Annotated in this window: 14 protein-coding genes; 12 read left to right on the top strand and 2 right to left on the bottom strand. The window is 72.2% G+C overall.

Annotated elements, in window-relative coordinates:
- The first annotated feature begins 26 nt into the window (after nucleotides 1–26).
- From bioB to ACFYZ8_RS18935, 4 genes are all read left to right on the top strand, one after another.
- Nucleotides 27–1,199, top strand: a complete 1,173-nt coding sequence (bioB, locus tag ACFYZ8_RS18920) for a biotin synthase BioB (protein WP_359032118.1) — start codon at nucleotides 27–29, stop codon at nucleotides 1,197–1,199.
- A complete protein-coding gene (locus ACFYZ8_RS18925; protein ID WP_388529786.1) occupies nucleotides 1,192–2,475 on the top strand; it encodes an adenosylmethionine--8-amino-7-oxononanoate transaminase in 1,284 nt (427 codons plus the stop codon). Before bioB ends, ACFYZ8_RS18925 begins: the two co-directional genes overlap by 8 nt.
- A gap of 1 nt (nucleotide 2,476) precedes the next feature.
- Nucleotides 2,477–3,214 (top strand): dethiobiotin synthase, encoded by a 738-nt coding sequence (gene bioD, locus ACFYZ8_RS18930; RefSeq protein WP_388529783.1) that lies wholly within the window; start codon nucleotides 2,477–2,479, stop codon nucleotides 3,212–3,214.
- Nucleotides 3,215–3,327: 113 nt separating this feature from the next.
- Nucleotides 3,328–4,017: a class I SAM-dependent methyltransferase gene (locus ACFYZ8_RS18935; RefSeq protein WP_388529780.1), complete on the top strand. Its 690-nt coding sequence runs from the start codon at nucleotides 3,328–3,330 to the stop codon at nucleotides 4,015–4,017.
- A gap of 136 nt (nucleotides 4,018–4,153) precedes the next feature.
- On the opposite strand, the gene ACFYZ8_RS18940 is transcribed toward ACFYZ8_RS18935, so the two are convergent.
- Both ACFYZ8_RS18940 and ACFYZ8_RS18945 read right to left on the bottom strand, forming a co-directional pair.
- On the bottom strand, nucleotides 4,154–4,528 hold the full coding sequence (locus ACFYZ8_RS18940; RefSeq protein ID WP_359032122.1) for a fic family toxin-antitoxin system, toxin component: 375 nt from the start codon (nucleotides 4,526–4,528) through the stop codon (nucleotides 4,154–4,156).
- A complete protein-coding gene (locus tag ACFYZ8_RS18945) occupies nucleotides 4,525–4,758 on the bottom strand; it encodes an antitoxin (protein WP_359032123.1) in 234 nt (77 codons plus the stop codon). Before ACFYZ8_RS18945 ends, ACFYZ8_RS18940 begins: the two co-directional genes overlap by 4 nt.
- Before the next feature lie 159 nt (nucleotides 4,759–4,917).
- Here ACFYZ8_RS18945 and ACFYZ8_RS18950 point away from each other — a divergent pair, with 159 nt between their 5' ends.
- The 8 genes from ACFYZ8_RS18950 to ACFYZ8_RS18985 are packed head-to-tail and all read left to right on the top strand — an operon-like array spanning nucleotide 4,918 to nucleotide 13,356.
- Entirely contained in the window at nucleotides 4,918–5,721 is an 804-nt protein-coding gene (locus tag ACFYZ8_RS18950; protein WP_388529776.1) for an ABC transporter ATP-binding protein, read from the top strand.
- 4 nt (nucleotides 5,722–5,725) lie between these two features.
- Nucleotides 5,726–8,293 carry an FtsX-like permease family protein gene (locus ACFYZ8_RS18955; protein ID WP_388529773.1) on the top strand — a complete coding sequence of 856 codons (2,568 nt, stop codon included), beginning with the start codon at nucleotides 5,726–5,728 and terminating at the stop codon, nucleotides 8,291–8,293.
- 49 nt (nucleotides 8,294–8,342) lie between these two features.
- Nucleotides 8,343–9,263, top strand: coding sequence for an LLM class F420-dependent oxidoreductase (locus tag ACFYZ8_RS18960; RefSeq protein WP_388529770.1), 921 nt, complete (start codon nucleotides 8,343–8,345; stop codon nucleotides 9,261–9,263).
- Between the two features lie 56 nt (nucleotides 9,264–9,319).
- Complete coding sequence (locus ACFYZ8_RS18965; RefSeq protein ID WP_359032127.1) at nucleotides 9,320–9,745, top strand: GNAT family N-acetyltransferase; 426 nt, start codon at nucleotides 9,320–9,322, stop codon at nucleotides 9,743–9,745.
- A gap of 49 nt (nucleotides 9,746–9,794) precedes the next feature.
- Nucleotides 9,795–11,129, top strand: a complete 1,335-nt coding sequence (locus tag ACFYZ8_RS18970; protein ID WP_388529767.1) for a hemolysin family protein — start codon at nucleotides 9,795–9,797, stop codon at nucleotides 11,127–11,129.
- 34 nt (nucleotides 11,130–11,163) lie between these two features.
- Nucleotides 11,164–12,177 (top strand): hemolysin family protein, encoded by a 1,014-nt coding sequence (locus ACFYZ8_RS18975; protein WP_359032129.1) that lies wholly within the window; start codon nucleotides 11,164–11,166, stop codon nucleotides 12,175–12,177.
- A gap of 56 nt (nucleotides 12,178–12,233) precedes the next feature.
- Nucleotides 12,234–13,007 carry an SGNH/GDSL hydrolase family protein gene (locus tag ACFYZ8_RS18980; protein WP_359032130.1) on the top strand — a complete coding sequence of 258 codons (774 nt, stop codon included), beginning with the start codon at nucleotides 12,234–12,236 and terminating at the stop codon, nucleotides 13,005–13,007.
- 19 nt (nucleotides 13,008–13,026) lie between these two features.
- Complete coding sequence (locus ACFYZ8_RS18985) at nucleotides 13,027–13,356, top strand: DUF4326 domain-containing protein (RefSeq protein ID WP_388529764.1); 330 nt, start codon at nucleotides 13,027–13,029, stop codon at nucleotides 13,354–13,356.
- The last annotated feature ends 21 nt before the right edge of the window (nucleotides 13,357–13,377 follow it).

Genomic DNA, 13,377 nt, shown 5'->3' on the forward strand with positions numbered 1-13,377 from the left:
GGGTCCGTAGGACAGGATCGGCTCTCATGGACCTGCTGAACACGCTGGTGGACAAGGGGCTTCGGCGCGAGCTGCCGACCCGCGAGGAGGCGCTGGCCGTGCTGGCCACCTCCGACGACGACCTGCTCGACGTGGTGGCCGCGGCCGGAAAGGTGCGCCGGCACTGGTTCGGGCGGCGGGTGAAACTCAACTATCTCGTCAACCTGAAGTCCGGGCTGTGCCCCGAGGACTGCTCCTACTGCTCCCAGCGGCTGGGCGCCGACACCGGCATCCTGAAGTACACCTGGCTCAAGCCCGACCAGGCGTCCCAGGCCGCCGCGGCCGGTCTCGCGGGCGGCGCCAAGCGGGTCTGCCTGGTGGCGTCCGGGCGCGGTCCGACCGACCGTGACGTGGACCGGGTCGCGGGCACCATCAAGGCGATCAAGGAGCAGAACGAGGGCGTAGAGGTGTGCGCCTGCCTCGGTCTGCTCTCCGACGGCCAGGCCGAGCGGCTGCGCGAGGCGGGCGCGGACGCCTACAACCACAACCTCAACACCTCCGAGTCGACCTACGGCGACATCACGACCACGCACACCTACGCCGACCGGGTCGACACCGTGAACAAGGCGCACGCGGCCGGCCTGTCCGCCTGCTCGGGCCTGATCGCGGGCATGGGCGAGAGCGACGAGGACCTGGTCGACGTCGTCTACTCGCTGCGCGAGCTGGACCCCGACTCGGTTCCGGTCAACTTCCTGATCCCGGTCGAGGGCACCCCCCTGGCCAAGGAGTGGAACCTCACCCCGCAGCGCTGTCTGCGCATCCTGGCGATGGTCCGCTTCGTCTGCCCGGACGTCGAGGTCCGCATCGCGGGCGGCCGCGAGGTGCACCTGCGCACCATGCAGCCCCTCGCCCTGAACCTGGCCAACTCGATCTTCCTCGGCGACTACCTCACCACCGAGGGCCAGGCCGGCAAGGCCGACCTGGAGATGATCGCGGACGCCGGCTTCGAGGTGGAGGGCGCGGGCGAGGTGACACTGCCGGAGCACCGGGTGGCCGGCGGGGGCGGCTGCGGGTCCCACGAGAGCGCCGGCTGCGGCTCCCACGAGGGGGGCGGTGTCTGCGGTACGACGGCTCCGGCCACCCCTGCCAACGAGGCGCGGACCGATCTCGTCGCCGTGCGCCGCCGGGGTGCCGGAACGGATCTCGCGCCCAATGCCTGATCTGCCCGGCCTGCCCGTGTCCGAGCTGCTGGCGCTGGACCGGCGGCACGTGTGGCATCCGTACGGTCCGATGCCCGGCCGGGTGGACCCGCTCGTCGTGGAGTCGGCGAGCGGGGTGCGGCTGCGCACCTCCTCCGGTGACCTCGTGGACGGGATGTCGTCCTGGTGGTCGGCGATCCACGGCTACAACCACCCGGTGCTGAACGAGGCCGCGCGCGAGCAGCTCGGACGGATGAGCCATGTGATGTTCGGCGGGCTCACCCACGAGCCCGCCGTCCGGCTCGCGAAGCTCCTTGTCGACATGTCTCCCGAGGGCCTGGAGCATGTGTTCCTCGCGGACTCGGGGTCGGTGTCTGTCGAGGTCGCGGTGAAGATGTGCCTGCAGTACTGGCGCTCGCTGGGCCGTCCCGGCAAGCAGCGGCTGCTGACCTGGCGTGGCGGCTACCACGGGGACACCTGGCAGCCCATGTCGGTGTGCGACCCCGAGGGCGGGATGCACGAGCTGTGGTCCGGGGTCCTGCCCCGCCAGGTGTTCGTGGACGCGCCCCCGGCCGGGTACGAGGAGTCGTACGCCGATCGGCTTCGCGCGGCGATCGAGCGGCACGCGGACGAGCTGGCCGCGGTGATCGTGGAGCCGGTGGTGCAGGGTGCGGGTGGGATGCGGTTCCACTCCCCCGCGTATCTGCGGGTGCTGCGCGAGGCCTGCGACGCGCACGACGTGCTGCTGGTGTTCGACGAGATCGCGACCGGGTTCGGCCGCACGGGCGCCCTGTTCGCGGCGGAGCACGCGGCGGTGACGCCGGACGTCATGTGCGTGGGCAAGGCGCTGACCGGCGGTTACCTGACGATGGCGGCGACCTTGTGCACGCCTCGGGTGGCCGACGGGATCTCGCGGGGCGAGGTGCCGGTGCTGGCCCACGGGCCCACCTTCATGGGCAACCCGCTGGCCGCGTCGGTGGCCTGCGCCTCGATCGGGCTGCTGCTCGGGCAGGACTGGCTCGGGGAGGTCAAGCGGATCGAGGCGGGGCTGCGGGAGGGGCTGGAGCCGGCTCGTGAGCTGCCGGGGGTGCAGGACGTACGGGTCCTCGGCGCCATCGGGGTCGTGCAGCTGGACCACGAGGTCGACATGCGGGCCGCGACCGAGGCCGCCGTGCGCGAGGGCGTGTGGCTGCGGCCGTTCCGCGACCTGGTCTACACGATGCCGCCGTACGTCACGGGTGACGACGACGTGGCACGGATCGCGCGTGCGGTGTGCGCCGCCGCCCGGGAGGGATGACATGCCGGTACTGGTGATCACGGGGACGGGCACGGAGGTCGGCAAGACCGTCACCACGGCCGCCGTGGCCACGGCCGCGCTCGCCGCCGGACGGACGGTCGCCGTCCTGAAGGCCGCGCAGACCGGTGTACGGCCGGACGAGGCCGGGGACGCCGACGAGGTGGCGCGGCTCGCGGGGGCCGTGACGGCGGGCGAACTCGCCCGGTATCCCGAGCCGTTGGCCCCGGCCACGGCCGCGCGGCGGGCCGGTCTCAAGCCGGTGCGCCCGCAGGAGGTCGCCGAGGCCGCCGCCGAGCTGGCCGCCGAGCACGATCTGGTGCTGGTGGAGGGGGCGGGCGGGCTGCTCGTCCGCTTCGACGACGAGGGCGGCACGCTCGCGGACGCGGCGGGGCTGCTGCGGGCCCCGGTCCTGGTCGTGACGTCGGCGGGCCTGGGCACGCTGAACACCACGGAGCTCACGGCCCGCGAACTCCGCCGTCGCGAGCTGGAGTTGGCGGGCGTGGTCATCGGCTGCTGGCCCGACTCCCCGGATCTCGCCTCGCGTTGCAACCTCGCGGATCTGCCGGAGGTGTCCGGGGCCGCGCTGCTCGGCGCCCTGCCGGCCGGTGCGGGTGGGCTCGCGCCGGCCGACTTCCGTGCTGCGGCTCCGGACTGGCTGGCGCCGCGACTGGACGGGACGTGGGACGCGGAGGCCTTCGTGATGCGTGAGGCTCCCGGAAGCGCCCCCGCTCAGTTCTAGGACGACTCGTTCTCCGCGCCGAGCCGTACCGGTTCCATGCGGCAGCAGGGGTGCGACGGGGTCCCACGGGGGACAATTGCGGTGAGGTCGGTTTTCCTGCGAGGGAGGCTGCCATGGCGCTGCGGTCCGCCCGTTCCGGCAAGGTGTCCCGGGACGCCGTCCACCATCCGCTGTTCGCCCGGTACTACGCCCGGGTCAGCACCACCGCCGAGACCAGATGGGGCATGGACCGGGTACGGGAGCGGCTGCTCGCCGGGCTGTCCGGGCGGGTGATCGAGATCGGCGCGGGCAATGGCCTGAACTTCTCGCACTATCCCGGCACGGTCTCCGAGGTCGTGGCGATCGAACCGGAGCGCCGGCTCAGGCAGTTGGCGGTGGAGGCCGCCCTGCGCTGCGAGGTGCCGGTCGACGTGGCGCCCGGGGCCGCGGAGGCGTTGCCCGTCAAGAGCGAGGCCTTCGACGCCGTGGTGATCTCGCTGGTGCTGTGCAGTGTGCGCGATGTGCCGCGCGCGCTCGGCGAGGTGCGCCGGGTGCTGCGGCCCGGCGGGATCGTGCGGTTCTTCGAGCACGGCAGGGGCGGCGGTCCGGCGATGCGCCTCACCCAGCGCGCCCTGGACCGCACCGTGTGGCCCCCGCTGAACGGCGGCTGCCATCTGGCCCGCGACCCGGTGGCGTCCCTGCGGGACGCCGGGTTCGAACTCGGCCCCTACCGGCGGGCGTTGATGCCGGAGAAGGGGCCCACGATGCCCACGTCCTTCTGTGTGCTGGGCACCGCCTGGCGGCCGCCGCTCCAGGAGCACTGATCAGAGGGGCCAGCGCTGCACCACGGCAGGGACGGCTGCCCCGCGATGCGGCTCACCCGACGCGCCCTGGACCCCACACCGCGGCACCCGTCGAACGGCGGCTGCCACCCACGAAGCCCATGTCCTTGAACTCTGATCAGAGGGTCCAGCGCTGCAGCTCGCGCGCGATGTCGTGCACCGAGGCGTCGCCCTTCTTGGCCACCTTGGCGAGGTCCCGGACCAGTTCGGGCGAGGTGACCACCCTCAGTCCGCTCGCGACGAGGTAGGCGTACCCGACCGCGCAGGCGAAGAGGGCGTTGGTGCGCTCCAACGCCGGGACATGGATGAGGAGTTGCAGCAGTGCGGCGGCACGCAGGTGCGGGCTGTCGTAGACCGGGATGTCGAAGATCTCGGCCTGGTGGCGTGCCACGGCGGCGACCAGGGCGCCCCAGTCGGTGACCTGGGGATCGCCCGGGGTCTTCTGCTCGGCGAGCATGAGGAGCCAGGCGAGGTCGATGTGCAGATCGCTCAACGAGTCTCGTGGTCCTTGCTCTCCTTGCCGAACTCCTCCGCGAACACGGATTCGTACTGCTTCATGAAGTCGGCCGCGGCCTCCACGAAGGCCTGGCCGGCCTCGCCGGTGTCCTTCATGACCAGCTCCTCGATGTAGCGGTTGACGCTCACGCCGCGGGCGAGGGCACGTTCACGGGCGGCTCGGGCGGTGCCCTCCTCCACCCGCACGTTCAACTGAGTCTTCGCCATACCTCGAAGCTAGCGCCGAAACGCTAGCACTGGCAAGGGGGGCCTTCCCGGCCGGCAGGTGCCCCTTACACGGGTATCAGGGACCCGACCTGGGGTGGAGACGGCCTCGCCCCCAAGGGGGATATCGGGTGTGGGCCGGATCACATTACCCTCGGCGTCATGGCAACTGCTGCGGAGGACGCCCCAGGCACCGCCCCGGCCGACGCGATCGCGGCCCGCGCCCGCGGTCTGACCAAGGCGTACGGCTCGGGCGAGACGGCCGTGCTCGCCCTGGACTCGGTGGACGTGGACATCGCGCGAGGCCGCTTCACCGCGGTCATGGGGCCCTCGGGCTCCGGAAAGTCCACGCTGATGCACTGCCTGGCGGGGCTGGACAACGTCTCGGCCGGCCAGGTCTGGCTCGGCGACACCGAGATCACCGGGCTCAAGGAGCGCGAGCTGACCCGGCTGCGGCGTGACCGGATCGGGTTCATGTTCCAGTCGTTCAACCTGATCCCGACACTGAACGCGGCCGAGAACATCACCCTGCCCATGGACATCGCGGGCAAGAAGCCCGACGAGAAGTGGCTGGACCAGGTCATCGACACGCTGGGGCTGCGGGACCGGCTCGGGCACCGGCCCTCGCAGCTCTCCGGTGGCCAGCAGCAGCGGGTGGCCTGTGCCCGGGCGCTGGCCTCCCGACCGGAGCTGATCTTCGCGGACGAACCGACCGGCAACCTCGACTCGCGTGCGGGCCTGGAGGTCCTCGGGTTCCTGCGGGACGCCGTCGACCAGCTCGGGCAGACCGTGGTGATGGTCACCCACGACCCGGGCGCCGCCGCCCACTCCGACCTGGTGCTCTTCCTCGGCGACGGGCGGATCGTGGACAGCATGGAGCGGCCCACCGCGGAGGCCGTGCTGGAACGCATGAAGCGGTTCGACGTGATCCGCGGCCAGTTCGACACCGACCCCGACGAGGGATGACCTCGTGCTGAAGGCGACGCTCCGGAGCTTCCTCGCCCACAAGGGCCGGCTGCTGCTCTCCGCGCTGGCCGTGGTCCTGTCCGTGGCGTTCGTCTCGGGCAGCCTGATCTTCTCCGACACCCTGAGCCGCACCTTCGACCGGCTCTTCGCCTCGACCGCGCCCGACGTCACGATCAGTCCCAAGGAAGATCTGAACGAGGCCATCCCGTCCGGAACCACGGCCACCCTGCCGGCCGCGCTCGCGGACCGGGTGGCCCGGGTCGACGGGGTCGCCGCCGCGCGCTTCGACGCCGAGGACGACGGGATCACCGTCGCCGACTCCGAGAACGAGTCGGTGGGCTCGACCACCGGCGCCCCCACCATCGGCACCGACTGGAACCCGACCTCGCGCAGCCCCGTGAAGCTCACCTCCGGCCACGCCCCGCACGGCCCGGCCGAGGCGCTGCTGGACTCGGAGACCGCCGACCGCAAGGACCTGCGCATCGGCGACCCGCTCACCGTGATCGCGGGGCCCGGCTCGTTCAAGGTGCGCATCGTCGGCATCGCCACCTTCACCACCACCAACCCCGGTGCCACACTGCTGTTCCTCGACCCGCCGACCGCGCAGACCAAGCTGCTCGGCTCCTCGAAGGCCGCCACCAGCATCTCGGTCGACGCCGCCGAGGGCGTCAGCAACGACCAGCTCAAGCGGCGCGTGGCGGCCGCGCTCGGCACGGGCGCCTACGAGTACCGGACCGCCGACGAGCAGGCCAAGTCGGACATCGACCAGCTCGGCGGATTCCTCGACGTCATCAAGTACGTGATGCTCGGCTTCGCGGGCATCGCCGTCCTGGTCGGCGTCTTCCTGATCGTCAACACCTTCTCGATGCTGATCGCCCAGCGCACCCGTGAGCTGGGCCTGCTGCGCGCGCTGGGCGCCGACCGGCGCCAGGTCCGCCGCTCGGTGCTCACCGAGGCCACCCTGCTCGGCCTGGTCGGCTCCACGGTCGGCCTCGGCACGGGCATCGCCCTGGCCGTGGGACTCATCGCGCTGATGAACGCCTTCGGCATGAACATCGAGACCGGCGAGATGGTCATCGGCTGGGGCACACCTGTGGCGGCGTACGTCGTCGGCGTGGGCGTCACCTTCGTGGCGGCCTATCTCCCGGCCCGGCGGGCGGCCGCTGTCTCCCCCATGGCGGCCCTCGCGGACGCCGAGATCGCCGGGATCGGACGGCCCCTCAAGGTCCGCGCGATCGTGGGCGGTGTGGTCGGGGCGGCGGGCGCGGCGGCCCTCCTCGGCTGCGTGACCTCCTCGAAGACGGCGTCGGCGGCCTCTCTGCTCGGCCTCGGTGTCGTCCTGACGCTCCTGGCCACCGTGATCGCGGGACCGCTGTTGGTGCGGCCGGTGATCCGGGTGCTGGGCGGCGCCTTCCCGGCCCTGTTCGGCTCGATCGGGCGGATGAGCCAGCGCAACGCCCTGCGCAACCCCCGCCGCACCGGCGCCACCGCCGCCGCCCTCATGGTCGGCCTCGCCCTGGTCGGCGGGATGTCCGTGGCCAGCGCCTCGATGTCCAAGTCCTTCGACGACCAGATCGACAAGACCCTGGGCGCCGACTTCGTCGTGCAGAACGGCAACTTCCTGCCCTTCCCGCAGGAGGTCACCGACGCGGTACGCAGGACCGAGGGCGCCGGGCTCGTCGTACGGTCGAGGTTCGCGCCCATTGCCGTACGGCTGCCGGACGGCAAGCGCGTCGAGACGACCGCCGCGGGGTACGACCCGCGGCTCGACGAGGTCGCCCACATCACCTACGCGCAGGGCGACACGGCGGCGGCACTGGCATCCGGTCGGCTGGGCATGGACGTGGACTTCGCGCGCGACCACGGCGTGAGGACCGGCAGCAGGGTGTCCGTCGAGTTCCAGGGCGGGCGCCGGACCGAACTGACCGTGGGCGCCCTCACCGACCAGGACGCGGCGGACGGGTTCGGGACGCAGGGCGGGATCTACTTCGGTCTGGGCACGCTGGAGCGGTTCGCGCCGGGCGGCCAGGACTCCGCGCTGTACGTCAACGCCGCCTCCGGGACCGGCGCCGACCGGCTGCGTGCGGCGCTGGAGAAGACCCTCGACCCGTATCCGCAGGTCCAGGTGCGCGACCTCGCCGACTACAAGGACCTGGTCCACGACCAGATCGCGGTCCTGCTCTATCTCGTGTACGCGCTGCTCGGGCTCGCGATCGTCATCGCGGTGCTCGGCGTGGTCAACACCCTCGCCCTGTCGGTCGTGGAGCGCACCCGGGAGATCGGGCTGCTGCGGGCCATCGGGCTCGCCCGGCGTCAGCTGCGCCGGATGATCCGTCTCGAGTCGGTGGTGATCGCCGTGTTCGGCGCGGTCCTGGGGCTCGCGCTCGGGCTGGTGTGGGGGGTGTGCACCCAGCAGGTGCTGGCCCTGCAGGGCATGAAGGCGCTGGCGATCCCCTGGGGCACGCTCGTCGCGGTCGTCATCGGCTCGGCGGTGGTGGGCATCGTGGCCGCGCTGCTGCCGGCGTTGCGTGCATCGCGCATGAACGTACTGGCGGCGATCGCGCACGAATGATGGAATCGCGGGGCAGACAACTCAAGTCGCTTACCGCTGAGGAGAGTTCATGCCCCGCCCCGCTCAGTCCCGCCCGGTTCAGTCCCGCCCCTTTCGCTTCGCCGTCAACCTGACCGCCGCCGCCACCGACGAGGACTGGCGCGCCAAGTGCCGGCGGGCCGAGGAACTCGGTTACGACGTCATCCTGGTCCCCGACCATCTCGGCAAGGTCGCGCCGTTCCCGGCGCTGGTCGCCGCGGCGGAGGTCACCGAGCGGCCACGGCTCGGCACGTTCGTCCTCAACGCGGGGTTCTGGAACCCGGCGCTGCTGGCCCGGGAGGTCGCCACGGTGGACGCGCTGACCGGCGGCCGCCTCGAACTCGGCCTGGGCACCGGCTATGTGCGGTCCGAGCACGACCAGGCGGGGCTGCCCTTCGGCACGGCGGGCGAGCGGGTGGACCATCTGCGGCACCTGGTCGAGGAGTTGGAGCGGCTGCTGTCCTCGCCGGACCATGTGCCGCAGCCGGTGCAGCGACCCCGGGTGCCCCTGCTGATCGGCGGCATAGGCAACCGGATGCTGAAGCTGTCCGCCGAACACGCCGACATCATGGCCTTCACCGGGGCGACCCTGGTGCCGGGCGACCCGACCGGCAAGCTGACCCCGACCACCGCCGAGCAGCTGGACGAGCGGGTCGCGCGCTACCGGCGACTGGCCGAGGGGCGCGAGGAGCCGGCCGAACTGAACCTGCTCATCCAGACGGTCGTCGTCACCGACGACCGCGAGGCCGTCGCCACCCCGTTCCTGCACCGGCTGCCGGACCTGACCCTCCAGCAGGCGCTGGACCTGCCCATCATGCTGATCGGCACGGTCGAGGAGCTCGTCGCGCAGGTGCTGGCGCAGCGCGAGCGGTACGGGTTCACGTATCTGACGGTGCTGGAGGCGTCCATGGAGGCGTTCGCGCCGGTGATGGCGGAGCTGCGGGGGCGGTAACCGTCCGGATGCTGGAATTCGGGGTGCCTCAGGGGCCCGTGTGATGGGATCGCCGTATGACCGACCTGCGGATACGGGCCGCGACGCCCGACGACCTCGACACCGTGCTGGCCTTCTGGAAGCAGGCGGCCGAGGGCACGAGCATCAGCGACGACCGGGACGGCGTGGAGCGGCTGGTCGCCCGGGACCCCGAGGCGCTGATCCTCGCCGAGCTCGACGGCGAACTCGTCGGCACGGTGATCGCGGGCTTCGACGGCTGGCGGTGCCATCTGTACCGGCTCGCCGTGCACCCCGAGCGCCGGCGGCGGGGCATCGGCTCGGCGCTGCTCACGGCGGCCGAGGAGCGGTTCGTACGGCTCGGCGGGCGGCGCGGGGACGCGATGGTGCTGGTGCGCAACGAGACGGCACAGCACGCATGGCGCGCGGCGGGGTACGCGCCCGAGGAAAAGTGGCGGCGCTGGGTGAAGCCCTTCGCCGGCTAGGACGGGCGATCCTGGGGACCCTGTCCGATCATGGGACGGAGGTGACCCGATGACCGAAGTGCTCCTCCTGCTGGTGGCGATCCTGCTCTCGCTGGCCTGCGGTGCCTTCGTGGCGGCGGAGTTCTCGCTGACCACGGTCGAGCGCGGCCAGCTGGAGCGGGCGGCGGAGCGTGGCGAGCGGGGTGCGTCCGGCGCCCTGAAGGCCGTACGGAATCTGACGTTCCAGCTGTCCGGGGCGCAGCTCGGGATCACCGTCACCAACCTGGTGGTCGGCATGCTCGCCGAACCGTCGATCGCGGCGCTGATCGCGGGGCCGCTGGAGGCGCTGGGCGTCTCGGAGTCCACGTCCAGGTCGCTGGCCCTGGTGCTGGGAACCGCGCTGTCGACCGTCTTCCTGATGGTGGTCGGCGAGCTGGTGCCCAAGAACTGGGCGATCTCCTCGCCGCTGGCCATGGCCAAGCGGGTGGGTACCGCGCAGAGCTGGTTCAGCGCGGCCTTCCGGCCCTTCATCGCGCACCTGAACAACACGGCCAACCGGGTGGTGCGCCGCTTCGGCCTGGAACCCGCCGAGGAGCTGGCGTCCGCGCGCGGGCCGCAGGAGCTGGCCGCGCTGGCCCGGCACTCCGCGCGTGCGGGGGCGCTGGAGGCGGACACCGCCGAGCTGTTCGTGCGGACGCTCAACCTCGCCGACCTGACCGCGGAGAACGTGATGACCCCGCGGGTGCAGGTGATCGCCCTGGACGTCCAGGCGACCTGCGAGGACGTGGCGAACGCGACGCGGGCGACGGGCCTGTCCCGGTTCCCCGTCTACCGCGGCAGTCTCGACTCGGTCGTCGGCATCGCCCACATCAAGGACATCCTGGCGGTTCCGGCCGAACGCCGGCCCCGTGCCTCGGTCGCCGAGCTGCTGCGCGAGCCGCTGCTGGTGCCCGAGTCGCTCACCGTGGACCGGCTCCTGGACCGGCTCTCCGGAAAACGCACGATGGCGGTCGTCATCGACGAGTACGGCGGTACGGCGGGCGTGGCCACGCTGGAGGACATCGTCGAGGAGGTCGTCGGCGAGGTCCGGGACGAGCACGACCCGCACGAGACGCCCGATCTGGACCCCGCCGGCACCGACGACGCGGGCAGGGAGCTGTTCCGCGCCGACGGCTCGGCCCGCATGGACCAGCTCGCGCGCGTGGGGCTGCGGGCACCCGAGGGACCGTACGAGACGCTGGCCGGACTGCTGGCGACGGAACTGGGCCGGATCCCGGCCGTCGGCGACACGGTGGAGGTCGCCGGCTGGCGGCTGGACGTGGTGGACGCACAGGGGCGCAGGGCGGCGCGGGTGCTGCTGCACGCGCCCCTCGACGACGGTGCGGGGCAGGAGGCCGGATCATGACCGCTGTCCAGCCGTCGGAGGGGAGGACCGGGCGATGACCGCCGTCCAGTTGCTGATCGGGCTGGCGACCCTCGTCGTCAACGCCTTCTTCGTGGGCGCCGAGTTCGCGCTGATCTCGGTGCGGCGCAGCCAGATCGAGCCCTACGCCGAGCAGGGCGACCGGCGCGGGAAGAGCGTGCTGTGGGGGCTGGAGCACGTCTCCGCGCTGATGGCGGCCGCGCAGCTCGGGATCACGCTGTGCACGCTGGTCCTGGGTGTGGTCGCGGAGCCCGCCATCGCGCATCTGCTGGAGCCGGTGTTCCACGCGGTGGGCGTGCCGAAGGGCGCGGGGCACGCGGTGTCCTTCGTCATCGCGCTGACCCTGGCGACCTATCTGCACATGCTGCTCGGCGAGATGGTCCCGAAGAACGTCGCGCTCGCGGAGCCGGTGCGCAGCGCGCTGCTGCTCGGGCCGCCGCTGGTGACGCTGGCGCGTGCGCTGCGCCCGGTGATCTTCGCGGTCAACGCCTTCGCGAACGCCCTGCTGAAGCTGCTGCGCGTGGAGACCAAGGACGAGGTCACCGCCTCCTTCTCGGACGCCGAGCTGGCGCGGATCGTCCGGGACTCCGGCGAGGCGGGGCTGATCGACGAGCGGGCGCGGGAGCGGCTGCACGACGCGCTGGAGCTGGGCCGGCGGCCCGTACGGGACGTGGTGCTGCCGCTGGAAGGTGTGGTCTACGCGCGCGTGGGCGTCACCCCGGAGCAGCTGGAGGCGCTGTCGAACGAGTCCGGCTTCTCACGGTTCCCCGTGGTGGACGAGGGCCGGCGGATCGTCGGCTACCTCCACGTCAAGGACGCCCTGGACGCCTCACCGCGGGACCTGCCGTTCCCGGTGCGGGACATGCGGCCCATCGCGCGGATCCGGGAGAGCACACCGCTGGACGACGTGCTGACGGCGATGCGGCGCAGCCGCACCCACCTCGCGGCGGTGCTCGGCGCCGACGGACGGCTGGCGGGACTGGTGACGATGGAGGACGTGCTGCGGGAGCTGTTCGGACGGCAGGTGTGAGGGTGCCCGAACCCACCGACCGGTAAGTATGTGAGCGCGTTACCATTTCTTCCGCCATGCAGACGAATCCCACTTACTCCAGCCTGGTCGCGGTCGGCGACTCCTTCACCGAGGGCATGTCGGACCTGCTGCCCGACGGCTCCTACCGCGGCTGGGCCGACCTCCTCGCCGGCCGGATGGCCGCCGTGACGCCCGGCTTCCGGTACGCCAACCTCGCGGTCCGCGGCAAGCTGATCCAGCAGATCGTCGACGAGCAGGTCGACGTGGCGGCGGCGATGCAGCCGGACGTGATCACGCTGGTGGGCGGCCTCAACGACACCCTGCGGCCCAAGTGCGACATGGTCCGGGTGCGCGACCTGCTGACGGAGGCCGTGGAGCGGCTGGCCCCGTCCTGCAAGCAGCTGGTGCTGATGCGCAGCCCCGGCCGGCAGGGCCCGGTCCAGGCCCGCTTCCGGCCGCGCATGGAGGAGCTGTTCACGGTCGTCGACGAACTCGCCGGACGGCACGGTGCGGTGGTCGTCGACCTCTACGGCGCGGCCTCGCTGTCCGACCAGCGGATGTGGGACGTGGACCGCCTGCACCTGACGGCCGAAGGTCACCGCCGGGTCTGCGAGGCGGTGTGGCAGAGCCTCGGCTACGACCCCGAGGACACGGAGTGGCGGACGCCCCTGCCGGCCACCGTGCCGCCGCCGTGGCTGGCCCGCCGCATCGCCGACGTCCGGTTCACCCGGCAGTACCTGCTGCCCTGGATCGTCCGGCGTCTGACGGGCCGCTCCTCGGGCGACGGCCTGCCTCCGAAGCGGCCCGACCTCCTGCCGTACGAGCACTGAGGACGTCGTACACACGCGCGTGGTCAACGTCAGGGGCCGTATCCACGAGTACGGCCCCCGCCTCGAACACGCGCCCGCCGACCTCGTGTACGTCGGTCGCCGCTGGACCCTGGGCGGCTGGGACCTGCCGAAGCACCCGCTGTACAACCCCTTCGCCTACGACACCCCCGCGCGCCGCCGGGACGGCACGCGGGCCGAGGTCATGGCGAAGTACCGGGCGTATCTGCTGGGGCGGCCGGATCTGCTCGCTCTGCTGCCCGGCCTGCGCGGCAAGGCCCTGGCCTGCTGGTGCGCGCCCGAACCGTGCCACGCCGAGGTCCTGGCGGAGCTCGCCGACGGGCTCTCGTAGGTTCCGACGAACGGGACCCCG

It is taken from the genome of Streptomyces sp. NPDC001668 (assembly GCF_042893155.1).
GTDB lineage: Bacteria > Actinomycetota > Actinomycetes > Streptomycetales > Streptomycetaceae > Streptomyces.